This window comes from Halomicronema hongdechloris C2206, assembly GCF_002075285.3.
Classification (GTDB): domain Bacteria; phylum Cyanobacteriota; class Cyanobacteriia; order Phormidesmidales; family Phormidesmidaceae; genus Halomicronema_B; species Halomicronema_B hongdechloris.
The window spans coordinates 1,967,809-1,994,210 of the sequence record NZ_CP021983.2 but is presented as its reverse complement, the minus strand read 5'-3'; the positions used below and the strand labels follow the sequence as shown (position 1 = coordinate 1,994,210).

Genomic DNA, 26,402 nt, shown 5'->3' with positions numbered 1-26,402 from the left:
CGCCTGCGACCCATACTGGAGCTATAAGAGTGTTAGCCTTCTTAACCCACCGTAATTCAGACGTTGCCTAGCCTTAGCGAATCACCTGAATCTCGACGCCCAACTCCAGCTTGGCCCACGCCTTATCCGCCGTGATCATCTTGCACCACTGCAGGAACCCCAATGCCAGACACGCGCGATCGCCCAGAGACAGCCCTAGATGCTTTGTCACCGACCGCAAATAGCCTGCCATCAATCCCTGCCGTTCATCAAACGGCACCACCTGTAAGTTCAAAGCTGTCAGCACCTGCTGCACCTCCGTTTCAGACATGCCCTGATCGGTCACCAACTCACTGGCATTCACCGCACTTACCCAAGACCGAGACAGCAGCTCCGCCACAATGGCCTGCCCTGGCTCCTGATTCACCAGTGCCAGCAACGCCGACGCATCGAGCACGACCTTACTCACGTTCCGTCTCAGCACGACGTTCAGCAATCAGTTCATCCACCAGCGAATGTCCCTCCGGCACATATCGCCGCACCATCGCCTGAATCCTCGCGATCGTCGCGTTGTTACTCGCGATGATCGCGAGGATTCATAAGTAAAATCGCGATCGCATCGAGTAAAACCCAGGTGGTATCGATGAATGGGGTGCTGTTACCGGCTAAGGTCGCGTCATGCCTGTGAAACCTTGCGATCGCACCTCACCAAACTAACCACCTCTGCCTACTCCGGCGCAATCAAAGTCCATATCTGCACGTTAGAGGTTAGAGCGCGCTCTAAGGCAACCATCGATGTCTAAATTATGGCCCAGCCTAGACTCACAGGTGTGCTTGGGAAAGCACTCCAGAGCTAGAGCTAGAGCTAGATTCTAATATGGGACGGGACTGGCGCGATTCGAACGCGCGACCTAGCGCTTAGGAGGCGCTTGCTCTATCCAGCTGAGCTACAGCCCCACATCAATTACGACTATACACCCTGATGCTCTCAGTGCCAGGGGCTACCGTTCTCTCAGGAAACACTCAGGAAAATGGCTGCCATGCCAATGGCGAAAGCTGCCACAATAATCACCAGAAACTGTCTAAGGGGGGCATGTCATGGATCAGTCGCCAGGCTCAGGGAATGACGTCAGTCGGTGGAAATGGATCGGTATGGGCTTCTTTGGCGCCGCGGGCATTGCCCTAATCGCTGCGCTAGTGATGTTGCTGACCAATGGCCTACCGGAGCCAACCGTGTCAAGGGAAGAGGATGTCGCTGCCGACCCCGCTGCGGAGACCGATCGCCAGGCAGACTTGCAGGCTCGTCAGCAAGTCGTTAGGGAAGTGGTCAGCACCCTAGATCGAGAGACTCTGATTGGTAATTCCCCTACCCGAGGGGCTGCAGATGCCGAGGTGGTGCTATTTGAATTCTCAGATTTTCAGTGTCCCTACTGTGCTCGGGGCACCGAGGAGGTAGACCGGTTCCTGGCAGAGCATGAGGAAGATGTGCTGTTCGTCTACAAGCATTTGCCCTTGATTCGCATTCATCCAGAAGCTGTACCCGCGGCTAAGGCTGCTTGGGCGGCGGGGCAGCAGGGACAGTTTTGGCCCTACCATGATGCCCTGTTTAGCAATCAGGAGCGGTTGGGGGACACCCTTTATGTGGAACTGGCTGAGACCTTAGGCCTGGATCAGGAGCAGTTTGAGCGCGATCGCAACAGTCCCGAAGCTGAAGCTGCCATTGCTCGGGATTTAGCCTTGGCTGATGAACTACAAATCAACAGCACTCCCACCTTCATCATGGGCGATATTCTGATTCCGGGGGCAGTGCCTGCTGAGTTTTTTGCCGAGGCGCTAGAGCGGATTCAGACCTATAACGAAGCCCAGTCTTCTGCCCAATAGGCAACAATCAGCTGACTCGCAGACGCGGCGTCTCCCATCTGGATGAAAAAAGCGCCCCCGGCGGGAGGCGCTGACGTTAGATTCCTACAGGGCCATGCCCAGGGAATCGATAGCCTTAGCTATTGATGGCCGGAGCTGTCAGAGCCACAGGAGCGGCGTCATCGGAAGCCAGATCGAGGGGGAAGTTGTGAGCGTTGCGCTCATGCATCACTTCCATGCCCAGGTTGGCCCGGTTCAGCACATCGGCCCAGGTGCCAATCACCCGACCCTGGCTATCCAATACCGACTGGTTGAAGTTGAACCCGTTCAGGTTGAAGGCCATGGTGCTGATGCCCAGCGCCGTGAACCAGATGCCAATTACCGGCCATGCTCCCAAGAAGAAGTGCAGAGAGCGGCTGTTGTTGAAGCTGGCGTATTGAAAGATGAGACGACCGAAGTAGCCGTGAGCGGCCACGATGTTGTAGGTCTCTTCTTCTTGGCCAAACTTGTAGCCGTAGTTCTGAGACTCGGTCTCGGTGGTCTCCCGCACCAGGCTGGAGGTGACCAACGAGCCGTGCATGGCAGAGAACAAGCTGCCACCGAACACAGCGGCTACACCCAACATGTGGAAGGGATGCATCAAGATATTGTGCTCCGCCTGGAACACGAACATGAAGTTGAAGGTACCACTGATACCCAACGGCATGCCGTCAGAGAAGGAGCCCTGACCCAAGGGATAGATCAAGAACACAGCAGTGGCCGCAGATAGCGGCGCACTATAGGCCACGCAGATCCAAGGGCGCATGCCCAGACGGTAGCTCAGTTCCCACTGACGCCCCATGTAGGCAAAGATGCCGATGAGGAAGTGGAAGACGATGAACTGGTAAGGGCCGCCATTATACAGCCACTCATCAATGGAAGCGGCTTCCCAGATGGGATAGAAGTGCAGACCGATGGCATTGGAAGAGGGCACCACCGCACCGGAGACGATATTGTTGCCGTAGATCAAAGAGCCGGCCACGGGCTCACGAATGCCGTCGATGTCAACGGCAGGAGCACCGATAAAGGCAATGACAAAGCAGGTGGTAGCAGTGAGCAGAGTGGGGACCATGAGCACGCCGAACCAGCCAATATATAGGCGGTTGTCGGTGCTGGTGATCCACCGGCAAAACTGCTCCCACGCTCCCACGCTCTCGCGAGCCTGAAGAGTAGAAGTCATAGAGATAATGCCAGATGTAAATAACAAAGAAATTAGGTGAATAGAGAAAATTATTCACCTCAGATAACAGTAAAGTTTCTTGTGGCTGAAGCCGTTATTTCGATATTAAATGTTTACTTTCTCAATAATTCGAAATGTTCTTAGCCCGGGGGCCATTGCAACGTGCGTCCGCCGAGAAGATGCATGTGCAGGTGAAAAACCGTCTGTCCACCGTCGTTTCCGGCATTGATGACGACGCGATACCCGGACTCAGTCAGGCCTGCTTGATGGGCCACCTCCTTAACAGTTAGTAACATGTGGCCGAGGAGGGCTTTATCGTCGGCGCTCGCCGCTGACAGGGTCGGGATGGTTTTTTTGGGAATGACCAAGACATGGGTTGGAGCCTGAGGATTGATGTCGGTGAAGGCTAGGCAGAGATCATCTTCGTACACGATGTTGGCTGGGATTTCTCGTTGGATGATCTTGCCAAAGATAGTGTCTCCGCTCATGATGGCTCGGGGTGAAGAACCCTGTCATTTTATAGCAATCCCCGCTTGTAGTTGAGCCGGTGAGAGACAGCCCTAAACTGAATGAACTCCAGGGATTTACCGGGGCAGGGCCGCTAATCCGGCCCTGGACTTGGGATAGCATTGGGGTGCTGCGATCGCATGGGGTCATCGCCCGGTTTAGTCGAGGAAGAGGCAGATTCATGGGGAATGTTCTGATTCGCATTCAAGTTAGGGCGACGGTGCCAGTGCTACTGCTGCTGTTGGCAGTAGGTTGCCGTCCCCGTCCCCAGCCCATGGAGTCGGTGCCAACCGACTTAGTAGAGCCCACCCTAAAACTGCCGACTCCGACTTCGCAGCCCACGCCAGATGACGCGACGGCACTACCTTCCCCTAGCCCAACCCCGACCACTGCCGCCAGGCCCACTTCTCCGGCAACTCCGCCTGGCAGTGCCGCGACGACCACCCAGGCAGCCCAACTCCCCCAGGCCCTGACAAAGACCTGGCAGCCGCAGAGTAATGTGTTGCTCACGTTTGGAGCCTTGACCATTACCGCCAACGAGGTGCGCTGGGACAGCGGCCAAGCCAGCCCCTATGAGGTGGTCGCCAGTGATGGCAACGGATACTTGCTGAAATTGACCCAGGCCCCCTCCTTCTACGACACACCCCATCCCTACATTCGACTGCGGTTGCAGCCCGATGATGGGGCCTCAGAAATGGAGGTGGTCTTCTATGAAAGTGAACAGGACGCTCGTCAAGATGCGATGTTAATGCTGGGCAGTTACTTTGCCCCTTAACCCTGGCCCCTTAATCCTCGCCCCTTAACCCTCGATAGTGGTCAGGCTGGAGCGCCCATTTGTTGCTGCAGTTGCTGCTGTAAATGTTGCCAATTCTGAGCCGGTTCCTGACAAGATAAGCCGGCGCAGACTAGCCCTACTGCCCCGTTTGGCAAGTCGTCCTCGACCCTAAATACTGCCGTAGGGCAGTATTGCCGCAAGAGGGCAGGGATGCCGTCGGCAGTGGTACGCACCAGGGTGGGATGGGAGAACCAGTCTAGGGCGATAAAGAGGCTGGGGCAAGCTTGGGGCAGTTGCGCCATGATTTGACTGAAGGCCTTGAGCCCCTGCTCGGCCCGATCGAGATATTGCAGGTCTTCCGTGAGTAGAAATAACCGCACCAGATTTGCGATCGCAATGCCATTGGCCGAAGGCACGGCATTGTCCTGGTAGCTGCGCTCCCGCACCAGGAGCTGAGCAGCCGTCTGCGGCGGTGTGTTGTAATAGCCCCCCGTCTCTGGACTCCATAGGCATTGGTCAAATTCAGCCTGTAGACTCCTAGCCTCAGCCAACCAGTTGTAGGACTTAAGGGTGTCTGGAAAGGCTAGCTCAGCCTGCTGTAAATCCAACAGCGCCTTAATAGCCAAGGCATAGTCTTCAGCCTGGGCTAGCACCGTTGCCTCTCCACCGTAGTTCAAGCGATAGAAGCGCCCCTGCTGTCGTTGTCGCTGGCTGATAAAACCGGCTGCCTTGCTGGCCAACTGTAGATAGTCAGGCTGGGCAAACACCGCGGCAGCTCTAGCCAACCCCGAGATCATGAGGCTATTCCAGGCCACAATCATCTTGGTATCCGTGACCGGCGGAATTCGTCCCGGCCAGGATTGGCCCTTGGCCATGGGGTTATCCGTGGCCGGCGGACAACTAGAAACCTGCTCAGGCGATCCTCCGTAGCGTTGAGCAAACAGTTGGCTGAGGGCCGCCTCAGCTGCCTCCCCTAGGGGACCAGCCTGTTGCCGTTGCAACACGATCTGACCGTCAAAGTTGCCGTCTTCTCGGAGGTAAAATTCTTCCGCCAGGGCCTGAAACTCTGATTGACTCAGGGATTGCTGCAACTCTTCATAGCGCCAGACATAAAATGCTCCCTCCTCCGGTTCCGCCGCTGCCGGGGTCAAGAAACTATCGGCATCCTGGGCGGCATAAAAATACCCCGCTAGATCCGTCATTTCTCGCCTCAACCACCCCACTGTCCCGGCCACAGCCCGCTGCAGTACCGGCATTTCCCCCTCTAGGCTAGAAAGATTCGCCAGATACTCCATAATTTGACCATTGTCGTAGAGCATCTTCTCGAAATGGGGAACCGTCCAGGTCGGATCCACCGTATAGCGGTGGAAGCCACCCCCAACATGGTCGTAGATTCCCCCCATGGCCAGGTCGAGACCCCGCTGACGGCAGAGGTGTCGTTCCTTCTCCCCCTCATCCTCCGTAAGCCGTTGCCCTCGCAGCGCCGCGTTAGCGTAGGGGATCATCGGAAAGCAGGTCCCCTGCATGGCTGGCGCTAGGATACGGGCACTAGTGGCCAACCCTCGAGCTAGTAACTCCGGCGATAACTGATGGCCAGTCGGCAGTTGGGCGGCCTGCTGCAGGTTGTTAATGATTTCTGACTTCACTGCCGCCACCTTAGCCCCCTCCGTATCATAGAACTGACGCAGGGCCTGCAACACCTGCAAGAAGGCTGGTCGCCCATAGCGGGCCTCTAAGGGGAAATAGGTGCCTCCATAGAAGGGAATCAAATCATTTGGGGCCAGAAACACATTTAGTGGCCATCCTCCCTGCCCAGTGATCATCTGTAGGGCCTGCATATAGATGCTATCGAGGTCAGGACGCTCTTCCCGGTCGACCTTGATGGGTAGGAAGTAGGCATTCATATAACTGGCAACCGCCTCATCAGAAAACGCCTCTCCCTCCATCACCGTGCACCAATGGCAGCTAGAGTAGCCAATGGACAGAAAAATCGGTTTATTCTCCTGACGGGCAGCTGCTAAGGCGTCATCACACCAAGGCCACCAATCGATGGGGTTGTCAGCATGCTTACGTAGATAGAGACTCTGACACTGGGCAAGGCGATTGGACATGGCTAAGAAACGTTTGCGTCCGTTTCTCAGAGTCTATCGCACTGTCTTATCGCACTGTCTTATCGCACTGTCTTATAGACATCCTTCAGCCCAAGTCACTGCCGGAAACTGTCCAGCCCGATACTGCACTACCGTGCCGGCGGCATCGGTTTCGAAGACCAAACGAAAGATAGATTCTGCCTCATCGGTTGGCACGAAAGAGACATAGTGTCCCTGAGTCAAGGGATGAGGATCAATCTGCAGTTGGTCTTGGTACAGGGCTTTCAAATCGGCTTCGGTGGACCCAATCTTGGCTCCGCTGAGGGTTTCAAGGGGACTGCCAGGCCACACATCAATGCGGATGATGCGGTCATTCACCACCATTACCCCTACCCCTTGAACCTGTTGCTTTGGCGTATAGTACTGACAATCCTTGGTCTCAATCCCATCCATTGGGACCAGTTCAATGCCTTGCTGCTTGACTTGATCAAGGGTCATGCCAATTTGAATCGGGCCTAGACCTGTTGTCGTCACCTCGGACGTCGCTAAGTTGGCTCCAGTCTGGGATGCAGGCTGGTCAGAGATGGCCATGGCTTGCTGAATGGTCTGCAGATAGACCAGGGGAGCAGTCACCCCTTGCAGTAGACTCAGCGCCGGATAGGCCCATGTGCGGTCAGAATCTGTCGCTGCGGAGTCTCCAGAAGCACGATTCGAGGGTAGTGCAGGAGACGGTTCTTGGTTGGCTTGCCGCTGGTTCCCAAGCGTCTCAACCACTAAAATCAGGGCTGCCAATGCAGCTCCCATCGCTAAACCATGGATTCGCTTCATCGATCTCGCTAGAACAGACCCACTTTACAGTTCAAAACAGTTCTCAGATAGTTTAACGGGAGATGAATTTGTCAAAATGTTGTGAGCAAAGCAGTTTGTATCGAGATTAAAGTCCGTGTCTTCGCCCCTATCTCAGCCTCCTAGATCGCCCTTTGGCGGTGATGAATTCGTTGCCGCTGCAGTCGCAGTCGCAGCCATAGGCTCAATTTTAACCTGGGCCCTTACCCATCGAGACCAGAAACTCTCTTGGCCTGGTCCTAACTTAGCCTTACCCGAACCAACGACTCAACAGAGACTGGATGATCCTACCTCAAGGCGTCTACCAAGCACCGTCACCTCTAATCAGCTAGCAACATCCCCCCCCGCCGACAGACAGATGATGCCCTCGTCGCAGCAGGATGCGGCGGCGTCCAATCCCGTAGGAGATGATGAGGTATCGGAGCAACGGGTTAACCAATCCTCCAGCTTGTTCCAGGAGAGCTTCGAGCCGATTTCTCCACCGCTAACCAACCTAGAGACCAGGTCATTAAGGGTTCCTTCTCCAGCCTTGCCACAATCTACCCTATCGTCTGATGCAACTAGTCAATCTCTGGAGCCTATTGCCTTTTCTGATCTGCCTTCAGACCATTGGGCTAAGCCTGCTATCGATAGCCTAAGTGCGCAGCGATGGCTACAGGGCTTTCCCGATGGCAGCTTCCGCCCTGATGCTCCCATTACTCGAGCGGAATTCGCGGCTCAAATTGCCCAAGTGTTTTCTGAGTTGCCCCTACAGTCTTCCACATCCATTACATTTCAGGATGTTCCAGAAACTCACTGGGGCCAGGCCAGCATCCAGCGGGCCGTTCAAGCTGGATTCTTACGCGGCTACCCTGGCCGAACATTCCGTCCAAATCAGCCTGTCTCGCGGGCCCAGCTGATCGTAGCTGTGGCCAGTGGCCTCGATTTAGAGGCTGAGGCTAATACAGATGTACTACTTCAACCCTATCAAGACCGCAATCAGGTGCCTGCTTGGGCGATTCCATCCTTGGTAGCTGCGATTCGATCGGGGTTGGTGGCAGATGCGGAGCAGCTCAACCGCTTGCGCCCCCAAGCGGCTGCGACTCGGGCCGAAGTGGCTGCCATGCTGCATCAGGCCCTAGTTTACATGGGAAGAGCTGACCCCATCAGCCCAGCAGATGCCGATTAGCTAAATGAGGACAGTGGTTCCATCACTGGGGCGGAAAAGCTGGGTAAGTCAAGCCGCTGACTCCGACGAGAGCGCACAGCCAAGCGATAACTAACACTCTGAAGTTCTGCTTGCAGATGGCGATTTTCTTGCTGCAACTGGACGACTTTCTGGCGCACGGTATTCAGACGTCCGGAGAACTTTTCTCGATACACTTTGGGCAGTTCTTGGACGACTTGCTCTAACATGCGAGTCCGATCAGTCAGTTCTTGAACGGTCTGTCTGAGTTGTAGAACCTCAACCTCACGGTCATCTAGCTGACTTTGGTAAAAGCTAACCTGCTGCTCTACACCACGCAGCTGCTCTCGCAGGGCTTTAACCTCTGCCTGATGGCGCTCTGAAGGAACAGTGGTGGGGACAATGTCGGCATTGCCTTTAACTAAGCGAAACAGCTCTTGGGACAGTTGCTGTACTAACTGATCTCGCAGCTGCAGCTCATCTTGCAGGCGAGCGATTTCGGCTTGATTGTCGGACAGGGGAAGACTGACTGACTGAGCCACGGAGCTACTCCACAAAATGACATCACTGCTGGGCTAGGGGGTCGCACCCGCTAATTGCTCCTAAAGGGCGCTTTCTATTCGGCCAATGGGTATGACACCTCTCTCGGGAAATAATGCCCAAGATGGGGATCAACGGACCTCCTGCCCAGATTTGCTGCTAATTTAGCACCTACTGCAGCAGATGGCACTGTTTCTAAAAAATTTGCAGTGATAGAGTCTGGATAACGGGTGGGAAAAGCTAGGTAAAACTGGCCTCAGAGACAGTGATGGGATGAGAGTAAGGTAGGTGTACCCATCGTTGCCCCCGTTGCCGCTAGGGCCCTAGGGCTACACTGAGGCCAACGTCAGAGGTGGATGTTAAGTTTCCTCGGGACGTTTTCCTGAATAACACCTCGGCCCTGAAGTTGACCTGGACAAGGAGACTATGGGGTGGCGGTTGCGACGCTCTCGTCTTCCTGGCTGGGCATGTCTTGTTTGACGGTGAGATAGCGAATGACCTCATCGCTGTAGCGCATAGCTCGCTCTAAGGATGCGATCGCATGACCAGGGCCGGTGTAATTCATCTGGATATAGATACCTTCTCGGTGCCGATCAATCTCATAGGCCAACCGACGTTTGCCCCGGTGTTGAGTTTCGATGATGTCAGCTCCCTGTTCCTGCAACAACGACTGATACTTGGTAATGGCCTGATCAATGGTTTCATCGCTCAGATCAGGTCGCAGAATGTACATCGTTTCGTACATGTAATCAGACATAACTTACTCCCTATGGACAAAATGGCCTTTCTAGCGTCAGGATTCCATGATGGCGAAAGTTGTCTCAGGGGATGTAATACTCACACATAGAGACTAACGAGGGAGTGCCATCACAGCCCTAGAAGAAAAGCAAGGATTTACAATCATACCAAGATTTAACAAGATCTATGGCGCAGCGCTACGTTCGAATTCAATCTCAGGCAGGGCAACTCCACTATGGTCTCCTACAGCCAGACCGCAGTGTTAGGGTATTGGACGCCCCACCTTGGCTCAAGGGGCAACTAACAGATGTAGAGTTACCTGCTGATAGCTACACTATTCTTGCGCCTTGCGCCCCTTCCAAAATTCTAGCCATCGGCAAAAACTACGCCCAGCATGCTGCTGAGATGGGTTCTCCCCCTCCCCAGGAGCCCCTCTTGTTCATCAAGCCGTCCACCGCAGTGATTGCTAGCGGCGCCTCTATCTTCTATCCACCCCAATCTCAACGGGTGGATTACGAGGGAGAATTAGCCATCGTAATCAGCGAGCGCTGCGTAGATTGCCCAATTGAGCAGGCTCAAGCCAAGATTTGGGGATATACCATTGCCAATGATGTCACTGCTCGAGACTTACAAAAGCGAGATGGTCAGTGGACTCGGGCTAAGGGATTCGACTCCTTTTGCCCCCTGGGTCCCTGGATTGTACGGGAGCTAAGTCCAGGAGCTCGCCTACAAACCTTCCTCAACGACCGAAAAGACCCGGTACAATCAGCCTCCATCGATAACATGATCTTTTCCCCGGAGCAGCTGGTTGCCTATATCAGCCAGATCATGACCCTACTCCCTGGAGATGTCATCCTAACCGGCACTCCAGCCGGGGTTGGGCCTCTGCACATCGGAGATCAGGTCCGGATCGAAATCGAAGGCATTGGCTCCTTAGAGAACTCAGTTACCCGTCGCGGTACAGCTCAAGTTTCTACCGATGGCTCTAAGAGCGTTGCCAATCCCCATTAGCTCCGTCTCCTTAACGAACCTGCATATTTACCGCATCTGAGATGGTAGGGATCTCCGCATAGCGCCCCAGCCCAGTTTGCACCAGGGAGTAAATGACGGCGGCATAGATACCCAGAACTACGACGTTAAGCAGAGTATCCAGCACTAGATTGGGACCCATAATAGGCAATAGCACGATATTGAGAATTAGCTGCCCCAGGATCAACACAATATCTAGAAGAATGGCCTGCATCGTGTTGAAACGAATGAAGCGGCTGATATTGGTATTACGCACCACCAGAGTCAGCAACAGGATAAAAATAATCAGTCCGGCAAATGGGAAGCTGGTGTAAATACGAATCAGTGGTGATATGGGGACCAGCACTACTTGTAGCAGTGGGAACTGGGCAAATAGTCCCAGGCCATATCTAACCGCGTAGGACAATGCCAATAGGGACACCTCCATCAGAGGCAACAAATAGGGTAAAGCGCCCAGTATGCGCTCGCGTGAGGAAGCGGTACTTGACCATGTCATGCTGGATAGATCCTCCGTAACTCTGAGGTAAGGTAACCCCTTAATTATAAGAAGCTACGCGACTCGAAGCAGAACGAGTGCACCTGGCAACTGCGTTTGCCAAGAAGAGCTGAAATCAGCCATCCAGGCCAGTTTGGTTAGGCTATTCAGCGCTGTTACGAAAATGTTGGGAGTGTTTCTGAAACCCCTGGGCTGTCCCCCGTCTCAGCAGTTTGCAAATCACCTCTCAGGTAGAATTCAGCTTCACCCCCTATGCTCAGACCGTAGGGTTGAATTCTGGGAGATATCGTGGCAGTTGACTATGACCTAGTAGTAATCGGCGGCGGTTCCGCCGGATTAGTAGCCGCTAGCGCCGGGGCGCAGCTGAAGGCAAGAGTGGCCCTGGTGGAAAAGGCGGGTCGCCTTGGTGGCGACTGTTTGCACTACGGCTGCGTCCCCAGTAAGTCTCTGATTCATGCCTCTCGAGTGGCGCATCAGATCCGCCAAAGTGCTCAATTTGGCATTGAGGTCCAACTGCAAGACATTCGCTTCCAGGAAGCTCTAGGTCATGTGCATCGCGTCATCGATATTATTCAGGAACATGATTCCACCGAGCGTTTTCAGTCCCTCGGGGTAGAGGTGATTTACGGCACTGGCCAGTTCAGCGACCGCCGTACCTTCACAGTCAATGGTCGTCAGCTGCAGGCTCGCGCCTTTCTGATTGCCACGGGCTCCCATCCGTCTTTGCCACCCATCGACGGGCTCACCGAGGCCGGCTATCTCACCAACGAGACCGTCTTTTACATTCAAGACCAGCCCCGCTCCCTGGCTGTGATTGGGGCCGGTCCCATCGGTTGCGAGTTGGGTCAAGCCTTCGCCCGTCTAGGTAGTGAAGTCACCCTGATTGCCAGTCGGGCCCAGATTCTGCCCAAGGAAGATCCAGACGCCGCTGCTGTGGTGCAACGGCAGATGGAGGCGGATGGGGTTCGTATTTTGACTCAGAGCCGGGCTCAACGAGTGGAGGTGAAGGATGGTAAGAAGCACATCTGGGTCGGCGGCCAGACCATCGTGGTGGATGAAATTCTGCTATCCACGGGGCAAGTGCCCAATGTCGAGTCCTTAAATCTGCAGGCTGCCGAGGTGGCCGTTGGCAAGCGGGGCATTACCGTTAACGGCAAATTGCAGACGACCAATCCTCGCATCTATGCTGCTGGCGATGTCATCGGCGGCTATCAGTTTACCCATGTAGCTGGCTACGAAGCCGCCGTGGCTCTGCAAAATGCCCTACTCTTGCCCCTGAAGAAAGCCGATTACCGCGTCATTCCTTGGGCCACCTTTACCGATCCAGAATTGGCCCGGGTGGGGCTCAGCGAGGCCCAGGCCCGCCAGCGCTATGGCGACGATATCTATGTGCTGCAACAAGACTTCTCTGGAGTGGACCGGGCCTTGGCGGAAGCTGCTGGCATTGGCTTTGCCAAGGTTCTGACTCGCCGCAACGGTGAGATTCTAGGGGCCCATATCGTCGGGCCTGCTGCCGGGGAATTGATTCATGAAGTGGTCATGGCCATGAGCTACAAGCTTAAGGTGGGAGCCCTGAAGAGCATCATCCATGTCTATCCCACCTTGGCCGAGGTAAACAGCAAGGCGGCACTGCAGCTGACGAAGCAGACCTACGCCAAAAACACCACCTTGCAGGGTATTTTGACTAAGGTATTCAATTTTCTCCGGCGCATCAGCTAGGTCTAATTGTTCACTCTGCTATCTCGTCGGGGCCATGGCTGTGCGACCATAGCATTGGCCACATAGTAGCCTTAACCCAGGACGCTATCTGGCGCATAACTGATTTTGCTCTGGAGCAGAGAGCAATATAGCTTTACGGCGTTTGGTAGCCCTATGCCCACCATTGTTGCCCAGCCTTACGATTACGACTTACCCACGGATGGAGGGGTGGCGCTGATCATCATCGATATGCAGCGAGATTTTCTAGACCCCGGGGGCTTTGGTGAAGCCCTGGGCAATGATGTCTCTCGCCTGCAAGCCATTGTGCCGACGGTGCAGCGGTTGCGACAGGCCTTTTGCGATCGCAACTTGCTAGTGATCCAAACCGTAGAAGGGCACCAAGCCGATCTATCAGACTGCCCTGCCTCAAAACGCCAGCGGGGCAGAGGCACCTTGAAAATCGGCGATCCGGGGCCCATGGGCCGCATTTTAGTCTTAGGGGAACCCGGCAACAGCATCATCCCAGAGCTGACTCCGAAACCAGGAGAACTGGTAATCGAGAAGCCGGGCAAGGGCGCCTTTTACGCTACCCCTCTACAGAAGATGCTGCAGGCCCACGGCATCACCCATCTAATCTTTACTGGCGTCACCACCGAAGTCTGTGTGCAGACGACGATGCGAGAGGCCAATGACCGCGGCTACGAGTGCCTGCTAGTGGAAGATGGCACCGAGAGCTACTTCCCCGAGTTCAAGCAGGCCACCCTGGCCATGGTACAGGCCCAGGGGGGGATCGTGGGTTGGACCGCTACCGCAGAGCAGGTGCTGGCAGGATTGTAATCCCGACACCAAGAGGGGGTTCAGAAGGAGGCTTGCACGCCCGCTATGACACTGAAATCGGTTTCCAGTTGAGGCCCCGACAGGTTGCGATAGACAGGGAGGTTGAATTCCACGGCTAATCGAGTGCCTGACCAACCGCCCTCGGGAACATAGAAATTGAGCCCCAGCCCCAGATCCAATTGGCTGCCCCCCCTGATACTAGGATTGGCGGTGGGAATCAAGTTGGGATTCAGGCGGCTATCTTGACCATCAATATTGCCCCAGGTGCGTCCTCCCAGTCGCAGAGAAGTGCTGAACCAGTCTGACCAGCGGTAAGCCCCCCATGTGGTTAGGGCCAGTTGATTCCCCAGGCGATAGTCATTGGCGTTACGACCGATGCGTAGGGTGCCGATTGCCTGGGCCCCCCAAGACCAATCCCCAGCCTGTCCCAGGTAGGTGATGCCGGGAAGCAGATCGACGGTTCCAGAGCCGATTTGCATGGGATAAGGCAAAATCTGATCCGGTCCCATGGGGGTGGCATCGCGCTCTTCGATAGAGCCGGTGGGAAAGCTGACACCGACATTGAGATGAATCCGCTGACGGGTCTGGTCTAGCACGGTATAGAGTCCGGATAGCTTGATGTCGCCGAAGCCTTCAGAGTTGGTGGTAAACCGGGTGCCCATCCGGGTGACGTGGTCCATCTCTTTGACAATGTAGGGAACCATCGCCATCAGGGTTAAGGTATCGCTGGGCGCATACATGGCTCCCAGCATATGCATTTGCATGGTCATACGAGTGGGGGTGATCGGGAACTGCTGCAATACCTCGTCGGGAGTGAGGGAGTCTCGACCACTGCGGTTCCCATCCATGTCCATATACATGTAGCGGTAAGACACCATGAACTCTCCCTGGCCATGGGTGTGATCGCCCATCACGCCGATAGGGGCATGGCTATCGGGACGAGCCGGAGACCAGTAAATGCCTTCGTCCAAGGGCGAGAGGGCAGGAGTATCGGCCAGGGGAAATTCTGTTGGGGCATCAACGGGCGACAGGGGCACAGACTCCTGGGAAAACTCAACGGTTGGAATCGATATGGCTGGCTCCATAGCCGCCGTAGTGATTGGGAGGGAGGCCTGGGGCCGATCTTCGTCGAGCTGTAAGGTTGGCTGTAGTCCTCGGGCATTGTCTGTATGAGATTGGGACCATGATGTCGCTGATTCCCCCAGGTTCAAGGTCTCATCGCCTAGCATCAAAGCCGCTGCCATGGAGGAGGAGCCGTCATCTTTAGCAGTTGCAGGGGAACTAGCGTAGACCGTAGACGAGAGGGGAGCCATGGAAAAGGCGGCTGTCCCCATGGCCCAGCCCAATAGTCGCGTGAACTTGATTGTCATAAGATTCCTCACACCGATAACTCCGCAGATGCCCCTGAGAGAATATTTGGAAAGTCCCCTGCAATCTTGCTACAGACTGGATTCTGGCCAACAGAGCCATACGCTTTAAAACGCTTACCCTGCAGGGCTTTCAGCCGAGTTTTCAAATGTCCTCTTAGGGTCGCCAATTGGCGAATCTGGCATCATGCCGAGATTCTAGGAATGCCTGTCATGCAGGTCAAAAGACGGCTTGTCAATCTGGTTTAGCCACCGCCATCATGCTGTGTGCGGTGGCGAGCCAGTCAGCCTTCCTGGACTAGGCTATTGGGCGATCAGCTATGTCCTAAGCTGACTGGCCAACGCCATACATTGCTTGCTGGTCTTCCCAGGAGATGCGGTAGCAACGACGGAGGAGGCGACACCCGCCCCCTCCCGGTCATCGCAACCACCATTAGGATGAGCAATCCTGGCCATCTACCTCTAGCCATCGACAGACCTGCTGCACCATGGCATCGAGGGACTGGGCAATATCGAGCCTCAGGGCATCATCCGGTTCCTCTAGGGTGGCTAATTGACTGTCCAAGAGCTGGGCAGTCATAAAATGGTCCTGCCGTTGCTGCAGCCGTTGTTGAATCAGGGCCCGACTACCAGTGAGATAGACAAATTGCACCGCTGGGCTTTGCTGTAGGCGTTTCCGATAGGCGGCCTTCAATGCCGAACAGGTGATTACCGCTGACTGCTGTTGAGCCAAGCACTGGTTGATGACCTGAGCTAGCCGTTGCAGCCAGGGAACCCGATCGGCATCAGTCAGGGGCTGCCCCCGGGCCATCTTGACAATATTCGCGGCGGGATGAAGGTCATCTCCTTCGTAGAAAGTCCAATTGAGGGTACGGGCCAGAGCTTTGCCCAGTGTGGTTTTCCCTGTACCCGCTATCCCCATCACGATTACAATCGTCGTTGTCGAGGTCATGGACGCTATTGCAAAGGACCCCGACTACAGGTCAGCCATCCCTTATAGTCCAGCAACAGTTTGGCTGCCTGAGAAGCCGGTATACCATTCTCGGCACTAAGGTCTTCCACAGTTTTGAGGAAGTTGCTATTGACGCTAAAGGACTGATGCTCCTCGAAATAATCGTGAATGATGCGTTGTACCAGGCCGAGCCCTAGGTCATATTTCAAGGCCAGTAGTTCTAAGCGTTCCTTAACTTTTGCCGTGTTAGAGCGCCCCGATAGAAAGGCAATATCACTGCTAAGATCCTGCTGAGGAGTCGTTTCTATCGGGGTTGGCCGGGGACTTGTCGTTGGCGATGAGGTCACTGGGGGAGTGGATCTGAGTAATGACGTGCAACTGCCGCAAAGTACCCATAAAACCCCGAACACCAGCCATCGTCTCCAGTTGAATGATTGCCGCAATAGTTGCCGCAGAGGGAAGCACTGACTGCTGGCAATAGCCCCTCGGATCCAGGCCCATACTTCCGAGTTTGCCAGGGAGAAAATTGTGCGGATCACGAGAAGGGCTCCATTAGAGTTTCTAGGTCGTTGTAAACCTCTTCCAGGCGATCGGCCTCGACTTCTACCTCATTGGTGGGGTAGTGCTGTAGCACTTCCAGTAAGGTGACATGGTTGTCATCTTGGGCCGAGAGCACTAGGGCCGAGCGCAGCGCCTGACGACTGGCCCGACCCGAAGGTGGATGGATCACCTGCCCCATTTGATCGAGGGCCCATTCCCCTGGCCAGCTATTCAGCACCCGGTCCAGTAGCACTGGATTCGCTTCGATGCCGTCCGTTAAGGCAGCCTGCAGCTTAGACGCAGGCTGATTGGCCATCGTCAGGAGGGCTGCTAGCCGCTCTGGGGCCGTTCCCGTTGCGGCCAATGCTTCTAAGTCAGCGACAGCAACAGTGCGACTCAGAGGACCGTAATTGAGAATGACCTGCTCGGCGGCCAGGGCTGGCATGTTGATGCCAAACCCCCCGGCAATTAACAGCGACCACTGCCACCAGGAATACCGTGTCATATATTATGCCTCAGCACAACGAGAATCAGGAATAGAGATCAGTCTAGGCACTGGGTTTACGCCGAGGTCGGCAGCGAGACCCGGAGCGTGGTTTGCTTGCCGGGGATGCTCTCAATATGGAGTTGTCCCTGGTGCAGCTCTACTAACCGTTTGGCCACCGCTAGCCCCAAGCCAACGCCATCTTGCCCGTAGGTATCCGCCTCGAACTGAATGTAGGGACCCACTTCTTCGGTTTGTCCTGGTAGAAAGCCTCGCCCCTGATCAATGATATAGAGGATAAATCGTCCGTCTTGGCGACGGCTGATCACCTGAACAGGATCCCCGGCTTCTGAGAACTTGAAGGCATTGTCGAGGAGCTCACTGGCAATTTTCTTCAGCATAGACTCGGATATTTGCACGGGTAGTTCTGGCAAGTCTAACCGCAGATCGGCGTCTCGGCCGTATTCCTGAGCCGTGACTTGAGCCGCCGCCTGAATAACCGCATGGGAGTAGCCGATGCGTTGACGTCTCAGCGTCGCCAATCGATCAGGACTGAGTTCTAGGACTTCTAATTCAGCAATCAGCAGGAAGTTTTGCATCAACCGGTGCAGTCGTTGCGCCGAGCCATAAATCGACTCGGCTACCCCTAATAGTTCGTCCGGCTGAATCACGGCATAGTCATTGATTAATACATGAGCCTCCTTGAGGATGGTTTGTAGGGGGGTACGTAGACCGTGGGGCAAGGAAAAACTAATGCTGGTGCGGAGGTCGTCTAGCCTTTGCTGGGATTTTTCCTCAAGGGTAGCCTGACGATTCAGTCGGGTGGAGATGGTGCCTAATAACTCCTCGCGGGTAAAGGGCTTGGTGAGATAGTCGTCTGCCCCGAGTTCCATGCCCCGACGGACATCTAATTTTTCAGACTTAGCCGTCAAAAAGATAAACGGAATCGTCGCAGTTTCTGGGTCCTGACGCAGCTGCTCCAGTACTTCATAGCCGTCCATCTCCGGCATCATGACGTCACAGATGATCAGATCGGGGCGGTTGTCTCGAACTACCGTTAAGCCTGATTGACCATCTTGAGCGCTGAAGGGAGAGAAGTCTTCTGCATCGAGAATATCAACGATGACATCTCTAACCTGGGGATCGTCTTCGATTACCAAGATTTTAGTCATGATGGGTACCTGCACCGTCTAAGGGAAGGGTGATGGTGAAAGTGGTGCCGACATTGGCCTCACTCGCCACGTAAATGTCACCGCCGTGGGCGTCGACTGATTTTTTGACAATAGCCAATCCCAGACCAGTGCCGGCAATGTTGCCGACATTACTGGCTCGATGGAAGGGCTCAAACAGCCGTTTCAAGTCATCGGGGGGAATGCCAATGCCATGGTCTTGCACTACAAAGCGAATCTGATCCGTCTGTACAGTTACGTCTAAATAGGGTTGAGTATCAGCAGGAGAATATTTCAAGGCATTGGACAGTAGATTACCTAGCATTTGCCTGAGTAACTTTTCATCGGCCATGACGTTGGTTGCAGGCCCCTGGTAAGTCAACATCAGTCGATCTGGTGGCGATGCCCCTAAATTTAGCTCTGTGACTAAATCATGGCAAAAATCAGCTAAGGCTATGGGCGCTGGATGACACTCCATTTTGCCCGCGTTGGCTTTGCCCACCGTTAGCACGTCGTTGAGGAGGCCATTCATATGCTGGGTTGTTTTCTGAATGCGTTTCAGGTAAGTCAGAATTTTATCTTCTGACCACTTGTGACGATAGTGTTCCAGGGATTCGGCAGAGGCCATGATGGTGGTTAACGGTGTGCGAAATTCGTGGGAAGCCATGGAGATAAATCGGGTTTTGAGCTCGCTGAGTTCCCGCTCTTTAGTCAATGCCTTGCGAATATTATGTTCGATCTGCTTGCGTTCGGTGATATCGCGGGCAATGCCCCAGTAGCCTTGCCATACCCCATCGGCGCTAAATACGGGGGTGCCGCTGCTCTCTAGAATCATGGCGTGACCATCTTTGTGCAATACGGTTTGTTCTAGGTGGTCGAAGGGTTCGCGCTTGGCCACGGCGTGCTCGAGCACCGTCATGAAGCGAATGGCGGCATCCTCGGGCATGAAGTCTTGGAATTGATGGCCTACTAGTTCACCGGCAGCATAGCCTAGCAGATCTTCTGCTTTGGGGTTGACGTAGCTGAAGGCCAGGTCGCGATCAATTTCCCACACCCATTCGTTAGTTTGTTCGACGAGTTGCTGAAATCTAGCTTCGCTCTTACGCAGGGCCGCTTCAGCCTGGCGATGCTCGGTGACGTCAATGCCGATGCAAACGGCGGCTTGGTCGTGATCGTACTTCTGGGCAGCAATTAAATAGGTGCGGGGCTGTTGATGAATCCACACGGTGATTTCTTTGGAAATGGCAGGCTCGGGGCTATGGAATAGGTGGCGAATCACGTCACCGAATTCGTGGCCTGGATTCAGAAACCCAATCTCTTGTCCTAGAAATTCATCGCCTGGAACTTGGAACACCTTGGTCAGATGCTGGTTTACCCCGAGATAGTTGAGGTTGCCGTCGATCCAGGAAACTAACCCTGGCACGGCATCGAGCACGGCTTGCATCTGATCTTTGGCCTGGCGCAGGGCTTCTTCGGCACGACGGCGCTCGGCAATTTCTGCTTGCATCTGTTCGTTGGCTTGGCGCAGGGAGGCGGTCCGATCTTCTACCCTGGCTTCTAATTCTTCGTTGGCCTGGGTCAGGGCCTGTTCGGCTAGCCGTCGTTCATTGAGTTCGGCCTGCAGTTGTTCGTAGAGGGCAGATTTTTGAATGGCGATGCTGACCTGGGTCGCTAAGTGCTTCAAGAGGCTGATTTCCCAAGACTGCCAGGGACGAGAGTTGGCACAGTGTTGGGCCACCAGCAGACCCCAGAGATCGTTCCCTTTGCTGATGGGGATGACGAGGTTAGCCTGTACGCCCAGTTGCTCTAGGACTGTGGTGCAGGAGGAGGGGAGATCAACCTCGGCGAGATCGGCGATGGCTTGAATTTCGCCGGGATGATAGGCCTGAAATAGATCCTGGAAGTAGGGCTGGTAATCGGTAGACTGGCTGCGAATGGAGAGGGCCTGATCGGCGACAGATTCGACTTCGATGGTTTGGGTTTGGCTGGGCTGTAGGCGATAGATGAAGGTGCGATCGCATTGGAGCAATTGGCGCATCTCTTGCACGGTGATCTCCAGGATTTCTGCGAGATCAAGGGAGCGCTGAATCCGCAGGGCCGTCGCCGCCAACAGTCGGGAACTGCGGAGTTCTTCTTGCATGCGCTGGGATTGTTCCTGGAGCTGGGCGGTGCGGCGACTGACTTGACGCTCTAGTTCTGAGTTGCGGTTTTGTAAGAGATCTACCTTGTCGGTTTCAACCCGGCGTAGGGTCTGCCGCAGCTGTCCCGGATGGCTAGATAACCCAGCCGGGTCGAGGGCTTCGACCATGGCCATCGCGGTCAATAAGCCCAGGAAATGTCCGGCCTCATTGCAGACCGGTAGATAACTCCACTGCTGCTTCATTTCTCCATAGGCAAACCAGAGGGAGTCACTGGGATGCAGACAGAGGGGGGGATCGGACATCAAGGCCGAGGCTGAAGTGGCCTCTAGGCAGATCCCCTGGTGATGCAGACGAATCACATCTACCGCCGTGACAATCCCTAGAAATCGGCTGGTCTCAGCCTCCTGGCTCTGGAGAATGACCACATAGCTTCGGCGCCACTGCTGCATCAATTGAGCTAGCTGCAAGCCAGAGGCTTCGAGACCGGCTGTGGGCACAGCCGTTACCATGCGGGCTGCTACCGGTTGCAGCTTCAGCCAGTTGGTGGGAGCAGTCTCTTGCATGACGCTAGCAGAGGTGATGAGCCCCACGATCTGCCGTTGCTCGTCTAAGACGGGCAAATGATGAATCCCATGGGTTTGGCAGAGCGCCAACACCGTTTGGGGATCGGCAGGCTGATCGACGCCTACGGTAATCACTGGATGAGTCATGACCTCATCCACGGCCAGGGTGGCGACCGCAGCCCCCCGAGCTAACTGGCAGACAATATCCAGGGCGGTGGCGATCCCCGCTAGGGCAGTGTTGTCAGTCACCACCACACAGCCGATTTCGCCCAGATGGGCAGTGCCTCCCCACACAGGCGATAGGGCTTGGGCTTCATTGAGGCTGTCGCAGATCAGGTGAATGACTCGGGATAGGGGAGTGCCTCGTTCGACCCTGAGGGGGATGGGATGATTGTCGGATGGGGGCATCAGTGAATCCTGGGGGTTGGCTGGGACAACCATGGACGATAGCTCCTGGACCCGAGTGTAATGGCGCTCTTAGTATGCCCAAGCTAGGGAGGTGTATACGGCTATCGAACTGAAAAACTGGAAATTCCGGCTGCATCTGTTACAAGTCTTTATTCTTGCCTTGCCGGCGATAGCGGGACCAGGTCCATGCAACTCCCGCCAAGATAACCAGGAGTAGGGCCACCAACAGGGGAATTGGGGGACCGGAGGCAGTGGATGAAGACTCAGGGGTAGTCGATGCGGGGGGCAGCTCCGGCTCCGGCGCTGGCGAGGCGGGAGTTACCGCAGTGGCGACAGTGACGGGAAAGGCTAACTCAAAGGGGGGAAAGGCACCGGGGTCTTGGGCTTGCCCCTCGAGCACCAGCTCATAGGTACCGACGGCCGGGAAAGTAATGGTGGCACTGGGAATGGCCTCATAGTCCTCGACTGAGAGGGGCCTCAGATCAGGGGTGAGCAGGGCCTCCCCTCCTTGGTCATAGAGGGTGAGCTGACACTGGCAGCGGAGAGGGGAATAGGCTTGCCCCCTCGTTGCACCAAGGCAAACCAGAGCTGAGTGGGTGCCCGGCACGGGCCACGTCGTTGGGTTCGATGTGCAGGGTAGCCCCCACCGCTTCAGATACTTGCACTTGATGGGCCACCGCCGGGGTGGCCGGGAGCAAGGAGATTAGCACTAGGGAGGAGCTAAGGACGGGGGGGCGCATAGAATTTTCCTAAACCAAGCCAGTGCCAAACTCGATGCGATCGCACCAAGAAAATGCCTAAGACTATCAGCCCTAAGGCCGCCGTATGCAGCCAATGCACCGGCTCAATGTGGGCGCGGCCCAGGTAGGAGGAGCCCGCAAGCCAGCAATGCACCGTGCAAAACAATAAGACTGGAATGCTGAGGAGATGTAGGTGGCGCCACAGCCGTCCCAGCTGCCGCTGGGCCTTGTCATTGCTAGTCAACACCAGTGGCACCATCAGTAGCAAGGCCAAGGCCCCTGCCACCATCCCTCCCTGGCTGTGGGGCAGCATAAAGGCCAAGGCCTGCCAGTTCCACTGCCAACTATGGTCCAACATGTGCAGGGTATGGGCCAAAGCCAACACAAACGCCCCCACTCCCAAGAGGCGACGGTAGCGATAAGGAACAGCCCAGAGCTTACGAATGGGGCGGGCAATCAAGGCCAGCCCTAGGCATAGAATTGCCCCGTAGCCAGCATAGTCGGTCATGGTGTCACCGCTGCGCATCAGCGTCAGGACACCCACCAATAGGGTGATCCATCCCCCCATCTGAAACAGCTGACTGCGTTGGTCTTGACTGAGCCAGGAGGTAGTCATACCCACCCCCACCATGGTGGGTAAGGTGCCGCTGCCGAAGGCCAGCATGGTAATGGCACCACCGACGATGCTACCCGTTTCCGCCGCCTTGATCTGGGCCGCATAGAGAAAGCCGCAGGGAATCAGCCCCCAGGCTAAGCCCAAGAGGAGTGGAGTCCACCAACGTCGAGTCTGGGCCGTTTGGGTCATCAGCTGACTCAGACGGTCATGCAGCCGCAGGCGACGCAGGGGATGCAGCAGTGGCAAGGCGGGTAATCCCTGGGGGCTAATTTGGTGTAGCCCCATCCAAATCAGCAAGCCCCCAGTAATGAGGGCCATGACCTGACGTAGGCTGCTACCCACTCCGGCCAGGTGACCACTGGCTACTACCACCGAGCCCAGCCCGCCAATGGCAAGGCCCACCAGGCCATAGCTAAGCAACCGGCCCAGATTCAGCAGTCCGTGGAAGGCCAAGGTTTGTCTGGGGCTAGGAGATGGCTCCTCACGGCTGAGGGAAAACGCCACCGCCAGGGGGCCACACATGCCGACACAATGGCCGAAGCTGCCCAGAAAGCCGAGGCTAGCGATGAGAACCCAGTCCAACATATCTAGGTAATGTCCTCTGATGTCACGCTTCCCAGGGAGAGAAAAGCCTCTAGGGCCTCTACCATGGCGGGGGGCCAGCGACGTACTGTCCGCACCCAGTCTAGATCGCCATAGCGTTCATCGAGGCCGACGGCGGCCACCCAATGACTCTCGGCTTCTCCCCACTGTCCCCCGGCCCAGAGGGCCGCCGTCAGGGCAGCCCGAGCATCGGCAAAGTTGGGGTAGCGGCGCACTAGGGCCCGTAACTCTGCGATCGCATCGTTGGGGTGGCCTAGCTGATAGGAGGCCAGGGCCTGGTTGACCCGAGCCAGGGCAAACTCCGGGTCTAACGCGACCGCGTGCCGATAATCTGCCCAGGCGGCTGACCACCGCCCCAATCCCGCCTGGGCATTGCCCCGGTTATTCCACAGGGCAGCTTCCTGGGGCAGATAGTCGATTAATTGGCTCCAGTAGGCATCGGCGGCAGCGAAGTCCCCAGCTTGGCTAGTGGCAAAGGCCTTTTGACGCAATTCCGCCATGGTTTCAGAGGTGGCACCGTCCGAGTCACTGACCTGTTGGGCAGAGGCGGAGGATGACTCAGGCGCAGCCATGACCCTGGAATCTCCACTGAGGGTAATCATGCCTATGCCCAGGAATACGATGAATAGCCAGCTCAGGCGGCGGGCCAGATCAGCAAACATTGCCATGGCGATGGTCAACTGTCCAACAGGGGCTCCCCTTGATTATGACGGCATCCCCAACGATTGAGCACCGCTTACATCAGAGATAGCTGCTGCTCACTGAATAGGCCGTTGACGTCAATAGCCGAGATGCTGGCAGGCCGCTGGTGTCACCATCCGACCGCGCGGGGTGCGCTGCAGATACCCAATCTGCATCAGATAGGGCTCGTAGACCTCCTCAATGGTTTGGGCATCTTCTCCAGTGGCGGCGGCGCCATGGTATCGAGTCCCACAGGACCACCGCTGAAGTTCTCAATCATCACCGTCAGTAGGCGGCGGCGGTCAGTCCAGTCGAGGCCGCAGGGATCTACATTGAATAGTTGCAGCGCGTCTGCTGCCACCTCCGCTGTGACCACCTCACCGGAAGTTTTAACGGCACATAGTCACGCACTCGCTTCAATAGACGATTGGCGATGCGGGGGGTGCCCCGAGCCCGGCGGGCAATTTCAGTGGCACCCTCAGCGGTAATGGGGGTGGCCAGCACCTGGGCCGTGCGCTCGACAATGGCCGCCAGTTCGTCGATCTCATAAAATCGCAGCCGCTGAATCAGGCCGAAGCGGTCCCGTAGGGGGGAGGTCAAGGCCCCCACTCGAGTCGTGGCGCCCACCAGGGTGAACGGGCTGAGGGGAATGCTGCGGGTGCGGGCACTCTGACCTTTGCCAATGGTGATATCCAGGCGGGCATCTTCCATGGCGGGATAGAGAATTTCCTCGGTTACCCGGGGCAACCGATGGATTTCATCGATGAAGAGCAGGTCACCCGGTTGCAGATTGACTAACAGGCCAGCAATATCGCGAGGCCGCTCCAGGGCAGGGGCCGTGGTGATCTTACAGGTTACCCCCATTTCTGCCGCCAGAATCAGGGCCATGGTGGTTTTCCCTAACCCTGGGGGACCATACAACAGCAGGTGATCCAGGGGCTCCTGGCGGGACTGGGCCGCTCGAATGGCGATGTCAAGGACTTCTTTTAGGGCCGTCTGACCGATGTAGTCCCTGAGGTGTTTGGGTCGCAATCCCTCTTCCGCCGAGGAGGGTTCCGTCGCAGAGGATTGTTGCACCAATGACGGGGAGGGCTTAGCAGGCTTAGTGGCAGGCTCAGACGCAGGGGCTGCAGCAGCGCCCTGGCCAGGGTCAGGCTCGGCAGGGGACTTCGAAGAGATGATGGCCATGGCACAGCGGGTCGGCGGCGTTGCTACCGATTGTACAAGAGTACGCCTGAACTGACGACGCCGTTAACCAGGGGGAATGCCACTGACTCGCAGTAGCTCCTCAAAGCTGGGGCAGTAAGGCTCGAGGCCGAAGCTGGCGGGGTTGACGGCGTGTTCGTAGCTAAAGTGGCGATAGTGTAGGCAAAATCGGTCCCAGGCCGCCATTCTGACCCGAAACAGGCGGATGAAGACGTCGGCTAACCACAGGGACAGGGGCACTCGCAGGTAGAGCCGCTGCCCCAAGTAATCGCAGGCGGCTTCGATGGCTTGGTTGGCGGTGAGGCAGGCATTGCCCAACACGTATTGCTTAGGGGGGTCTGCCGGGGTTGAATGGTCGATCAGATGGCGGACAACTAGGGCGATGTCGCGGGCATGGATGAAGTGAAAACTGCCGTCGGCCTTGAAGAAGCGGATCAGGCCCATCCATTTGATCACATCGGCTAAACCAGCAGAAATATGGGAATAGGGCTTATCTTTGTCGCCCCCAAACACCAGGGTGGGAAAGAGAGTGGTAATGCGGGGATAGATGGCCAATTCCCGTAGCCGCTGATGACATTGATACTTAGTGCGGATGTAGCCTGTGCCCAGGGTTTCTGCTGCCGGTAGTGGCCGTTGCTGATGGTCGAGAATACTGGCTGTGGAAAAATAAATCACCTGCTTACAGCGGTCGGGATCTAATAGATTCATCAACTGCAGATTGCGCCTGACGTTGATGTCATAGAGATCCTGGTTACCTCCCCAGGCTGTTGCCACCAGAATCGCCCCATCCAGGGTGGCTAGCAGCTCGGCGAAGGCGGTGATGTTGGTCAGGCTTCCCTGCAGGATATGCGCCCGGGGATAGGCCTCTAGGTTAAACTGCAGCTTTTGCGGCTGACGCACCAGCAGAAACAACTCATGGGGGGTGTCATTCAGCAGGGCTTCTACGATGTAATGACCGATGCAACCGCTAGCGCCCGTAATCAAGAGGCGTTTAGGTGACGACGTAGAGGGTGACGATGATTGCTGGGAAGACGACAGGCTCGACGGATTCAACGGCGCTCAATCAGGTGACAGGACAGAGGATGACCAGAGACAACCAAGCACATTCCCTGCTCCTAGGGCTGGGAAAATTGCCTAGGGTCAGGATAGGGCT

At 55.9% G+C, this 26,402-nt stretch carries 24 protein-coding genes, 1 tRNA gene and 1 pseudogene; 6 read left to right on the top strand and 20 right to left on the bottom strand.

Annotated features, from left to right (window positions below; genetic code table 11):
- Positions 1-73: 73 nt before the first annotated feature.
- Together XM38_RS09090 and XM38_RS09085 are read right to left on the bottom strand one after the other, a co-directional pair.
- Positions 74-436 carry a type II toxin-antitoxin system VapC family toxin gene (locus tag XM38_RS09090; protein ID WP_202978858.1) on the bottom strand — a complete coding sequence of 121 codons (363 nt, stop codon included), beginning with the start codon at positions 434-436 and terminating at the stop codon, positions 74-76.
- Between the two features lie 426 nt (positions 437-862).
- Positions 863-936 (bottom strand) — tRNA-Arg (locus XM38_RS09085).
- A 141-nt stretch (positions 937-1,077) separates the two neighbouring features.
- Between XM38_RS09085 and XM38_RS09080 the strand changes: the two genes are divergently transcribed.
- Positions 1,078-1,860 (top strand): DsbA family protein, encoded by a 783-nt coding sequence (locus XM38_RS09080; RefSeq protein WP_225889255.1) that lies wholly within the window; start codon positions 1,078-1,080, stop codon positions 1,858-1,860.
- A gap of 115 nt (positions 1,861-1,975) precedes the next feature.
- On the opposite strand, the gene psbA is transcribed toward XM38_RS09080, so the two are convergent.
- Together psbA and XM38_RS09070 are read right to left on the bottom strand one after the other, a co-directional pair.
- A complete protein-coding gene (gene psbA / locus XM38_RS09075; protein ID WP_080811069.1) occupies positions 1,976-3,058 on the bottom strand; it encodes a photosystem II q(b) protein in 1,083 nt (360 codons plus the stop codon).
- A gap of 140 nt (positions 3,059-3,198) precedes the next feature.
- Positions 3,199-3,546 (bottom strand): histidine triad nucleotide-binding protein, encoded by a 348-nt coding sequence (locus XM38_RS09070; RefSeq protein WP_080811067.1) that lies wholly within the window; start codon positions 3,544-3,546, stop codon positions 3,199-3,201.
- 59 nt (positions 3,547-3,605) lie between these two features.
- On the opposite strand from XM38_RS09070, the gene XM38_RS09065 reads away from it, so the two are divergent.
- Complete coding sequence (locus XM38_RS09065) at positions 3,606-4,340, top strand: hypothetical protein (protein WP_137455054.1); 735 nt, start codon at positions 3,606-3,608, stop codon at positions 4,338-4,340.
- 41 nt (positions 4,341-4,381) lie between these two features.
- Here XM38_RS09065 and XM38_RS09060 read toward each other — a convergent pair whose 3' ends face one another.
- Positions 4,382-6,451 carry a thioredoxin domain-containing protein gene (locus XM38_RS09060; protein ID WP_080811064.1) on the bottom strand — a complete coding sequence of 690 codons (2,070 nt, stop codon included), beginning with the start codon at positions 6,449-6,451 and terminating at the stop codon, positions 4,382-4,384.
- A gap of 72 nt (positions 6,452-6,523) precedes the next feature.
- The gene (locus XM38_RS09055) at positions 6,524-7,234 is read right to left on the bottom strand and encodes a hypothetical protein (protein ID WP_088429578.1); all 711 of its coding nucleotides are present in this window, start codon (positions 7,232-7,234) and stop codon (positions 6,524-6,526) included.
- Positions 7,235-7,634: 400 nt separating this feature from the next.
- Between XM38_RS09055 and XM38_RS09050 the strand changes: the two genes are divergently transcribed.
- Complete coding sequence (locus XM38_RS09050; RefSeq protein WP_088429576.1) at positions 7,635-8,444, top strand: S-layer homology domain-containing protein; 810 nt, start codon at positions 7,635-7,637, stop codon at positions 8,442-8,444.
- Here the strand turns inward: XM38_RS09050 and XM38_RS09045 are convergent.
- Together XM38_RS09045 and rpsF are read right to left on the bottom strand one after the other, a co-directional pair.
- On the bottom strand, positions 8,441-8,983 hold the full coding sequence (locus XM38_RS09045) for an Npun_F5560 family protein (RefSeq protein WP_080811058.1): 543 nt from the start codon (positions 8,981-8,983) through the stop codon (positions 8,441-8,443). The two genes, XM38_RS09050 and XM38_RS09045, sit on opposite strands and share 4 nt — an antisense overlap.
- A gap of 422 nt (positions 8,984-9,405) precedes the next feature.
- Positions 9,406-9,738, bottom strand: coding sequence for a 30S ribosomal protein S6 (gene rpsF / locus XM38_RS09040; RefSeq protein WP_080811055.1), 333 nt, complete (start codon positions 9,736-9,738; stop codon positions 9,406-9,408).
- 167 nt (positions 9,739-9,905) lie between these two features.
- Here rpsF and XM38_RS09035 point away from each other — a divergent pair, with 167 nt between their 5' ends.
- Positions 9,906-10,730 carry a fumarylacetoacetate hydrolase family protein gene (locus XM38_RS09035; protein WP_080811052.1) on the top strand — a complete coding sequence of 275 codons (825 nt, stop codon included), beginning with the start codon at positions 9,906-9,908 and terminating at the stop codon, positions 10,728-10,730.
- A gap of 10 nt (positions 10,731-10,740) precedes the next feature.
- Here the strand turns inward: XM38_RS09035 and XM38_RS09030 are convergent, their stop codons facing one another.
- Positions 10,741-11,244, bottom strand: a complete 504-nt coding sequence (locus XM38_RS09030) for a Tic20 family protein (protein WP_080811050.1) — start codon at positions 11,242-11,244, stop codon at positions 10,741-10,743.
- 288 nt (positions 11,245-11,532) lie between these two features.
- Here XM38_RS09030 and XM38_RS09025 point away from each other — a divergent pair, with 288 nt between their 5' ends.
- Together XM38_RS09025 and XM38_RS09020 are read left to right on the top strand one after the other, a co-directional pair.
- Positions 11,533-12,963, top strand: a complete 1,431-nt coding sequence (locus XM38_RS09025; protein WP_088429574.1) for a dihydrolipoyl dehydrogenase family protein — start codon at positions 11,533-11,535, stop codon at positions 12,961-12,963.
- A 153-nt stretch (positions 12,964-13,116) separates the two neighbouring features.
- Positions 13,117-13,779, top strand: coding sequence for a cysteine hydrolase family protein (locus XM38_RS09020; protein ID WP_088429572.1), 663 nt, complete (start codon positions 13,117-13,119; stop codon positions 13,777-13,779).
- Positions 13,780-13,799: 20 nt separating this feature from the next.
- Here XM38_RS09020 and XM38_RS09015 read toward each other — a convergent pair whose 3' ends face one another.
- The 11 genes and pseudogenes from XM38_RS09015 to XM38_RS08965 form a co-directional block, all read right to left on the bottom strand.
- Positions 13,800-15,149 (bottom strand): hypothetical protein, encoded by a 1,350-nt coding sequence (locus tag XM38_RS09015; RefSeq protein WP_225889254.1) that lies wholly within the window; start codon positions 15,147-15,149, stop codon positions 13,800-13,802.
- Positions 15,150-15,579: 430 nt separating this feature from the next.
- The gene (locus tag XM38_RS09010; protein ID WP_225889253.1) at positions 15,580-16,098 is read right to left on the bottom strand and encodes a gluconokinase; all 519 of its coding nucleotides are present in this window, start codon (positions 16,096-16,098) and stop codon (positions 15,580-15,582) included.
- A gap of 5 nt (positions 16,099-16,103) precedes the next feature.
- Complete coding sequence (locus XM38_RS09005) at positions 16,104-16,445, bottom strand: ComEA family DNA-binding protein (RefSeq protein ID WP_137455053.1); 342 nt, start codon at positions 16,443-16,445, stop codon at positions 16,104-16,106.
- A 188-nt stretch (positions 16,446-16,633) separates the two neighbouring features.
- Entirely contained in the window at positions 16,634-17,143 is a 510-nt protein-coding gene (locus XM38_RS09000) for an alpha/beta hydrolase (RefSeq protein WP_080811044.1), read from the bottom strand.
- 56 nt (positions 17,144-17,199) lie between these two features.
- Positions 17,200-18,294: a hybrid sensor histidine kinase/response regulator gene (locus tag XM38_RS08995; RefSeq protein WP_080811043.1), complete on the bottom strand. Its 1,095-nt coding sequence runs from the start codon at positions 18,292-18,294 to the stop codon at positions 17,200-17,202.
- Positions 18,287-21,403: an ATP-binding protein gene (locus XM38_RS08990; RefSeq protein WP_187329342.1), complete on the bottom strand. Its 3,117-nt coding sequence runs from the start codon at positions 21,401-21,403 to the stop codon at positions 18,287-18,289. The genes XM38_RS08995 and XM38_RS08990 overlap by 8 nt, the downstream gene beginning before the upstream one ends.
- A 139-nt stretch (positions 21,404-21,542) precedes the next feature.
- Positions 21,543-22,010, bottom strand: a complete 468-nt coding sequence (locus tag XM38_RS08985) for a hypothetical protein (RefSeq protein ID WP_088429566.1) — start codon at positions 22,008-22,010, stop codon at positions 21,543-21,545.
- A gap of 113 nt (positions 22,011-22,123) precedes the next feature.
- Complete coding sequence (locus XM38_RS08980; RefSeq protein WP_080814298.1) at positions 22,124-23,344, bottom strand: urease accessory protein UreH domain-containing protein; 1,221 nt, start codon at positions 23,342-23,344, stop codon at positions 22,124-22,126.
- Between the two features lie 2 nt (positions 23,345-23,346).
- Positions 23,347-24,030, bottom strand: a complete 684-nt coding sequence (locus XM38_RS08975; RefSeq protein WP_225889251.1) for a tetratricopeptide repeat protein — start codon at positions 24,028-24,030, stop codon at positions 23,347-23,349.
- A gap of 111 nt (positions 24,031-24,141) precedes the next feature.
- Positions 24,142-25,084 (bottom strand): annotated as a pseudogene (ruvB, locus tag XM38_RS08970) (Holliday junction branch migration DNA helicase RuvB); the annotation flags it as partial.
- Positions 25,085-25,294: 210 nt separating this feature from the next.
- Entirely contained in the window at positions 25,295-26,302 is a 1,008-nt protein-coding gene (locus tag XM38_RS08965) for an NAD-dependent epimerase/dehydratase family protein (protein WP_225889250.1), read from the bottom strand.
- Positions 26,303-26,402 lie beyond the last annotated feature (100 nt).

What these genes read in the sequence shown, in the direction of transcription:
- XM38_RS09010 (WP_225889253.1), bottom strand. Translation starts at nt 16,098, where the DNA reads ATGACCTCGACAACGACGATTGTAATCGTGATGGGGATAGCGGGTACA.
- XM38_RS09020 (WP_088429572.1), top strand. Translation starts at nt 13,117, where the DNA reads ATGCCCACCATTGTTGCCCAGCCTTACGATTACGACTTACCCACGGAT.
- XM38_RS09030 (WP_080811050.1), bottom strand. Translation starts at nt 11,244, where the DNA reads ATGACATGGTCAAGTACCGCTTCCTCACGCGAGCGCATACTGGGCGCT.
- XM38_RS09080 (WP_225889255.1), top strand. Translation starts at nt 1,078, where the DNA reads ATGGATCAGTCGCCAGGCTCAGGGAATGACGTCAGTCGGTGGAAATGG.
- XM38_RS09055 (WP_088429578.1), bottom strand. Translation starts at nt 7,234, where the DNA reads ATGGGAGCTGCATTGGCAGCCCTGATTTTAGTGGTTGAGACGCTTGGG.
- XM38_RS08975 (WP_225889251.1), bottom strand. Translation starts at nt 24,030, where the DNA reads ATGGCAATGTTTGCTGATCTGGCCCGCCGCCTGAGCTGGCTATTCATC.
- XM38_RS09035 (WP_080811052.1), top strand. Translation starts at nt 9,906, where the DNA reads ATGGCGCAGCGCTACGTTCGAATTCAATCTCAGGCAGGGCAACTCCAC.
- XM38_RS09070 (WP_080811067.1), bottom strand. Translation starts at nt 3,546, where the DNA reads ATGAGCGGAGACACTATCTTTGGCAAGATCATCCAACGAGAAATCCCA.
- XM38_RS09000 (WP_080811044.1), bottom strand. Translation starts at nt 17,143, where the DNA reads ATGACACGGTATTCCTGGTGGCAGTGGTCGCTGTTAATTGCCGGGGGG.
- XM38_RS08980 (WP_080814298.1), bottom strand. Translation starts at nt 23,344, where the DNA reads ATGTTGGACTGGGTTCTCATCGCTAGCCTCGGCTTTCTGGGCAGCTTC.
- XM38_RS08990 (WP_187329342.1), bottom strand. Translation starts at nt 21,403, where the DNA reads ATGCCCCCATCCGACAATCATCCCATCCCCCTCAGGGTCGAACGAGGC.
- XM38_RS09015 (WP_225889254.1), bottom strand. Translation starts at nt 15,149, where the DNA reads ATGACAATCAAGTTCACGCGACTATTGGGCTGGGCCATGGGGACAGCC.
- psbA (WP_080811069.1), bottom strand. Translation starts at nt 3,058, where the DNA reads ATGACTTCTACTCTTCAGGCTCGCGAGAGCGTGGGAGCGTGGGAGCAG.
- XM38_RS09060 (WP_080811064.1), bottom strand. Translation starts at nt 6,451, where the DNA reads ATGTCCAATCGCCTTGCCCAGTGTCAGAGTCTCTATCTACGTAAGCAT.
- XM38_RS08995 (WP_080811043.1), bottom strand. Translation starts at nt 18,294, where the DNA reads ATGACTAAAATCTTGGTAATCGAAGACGATCCCCAGGTTAGAGATGTC.
- rpsF (WP_080811055.1), bottom strand. Translation starts at nt 9,738, where the DNA reads ATGTCTGATTACATGTACGAAACGATGTACATTCTGCGACCTGATCTG.
- XM38_RS09050 (WP_088429576.1), top strand. Translation starts at nt 7,635, where the DNA reads ATGATGCCCTCGTCGCAGCAGGATGCGGCGGCGTCCAATCCCGTAGGA.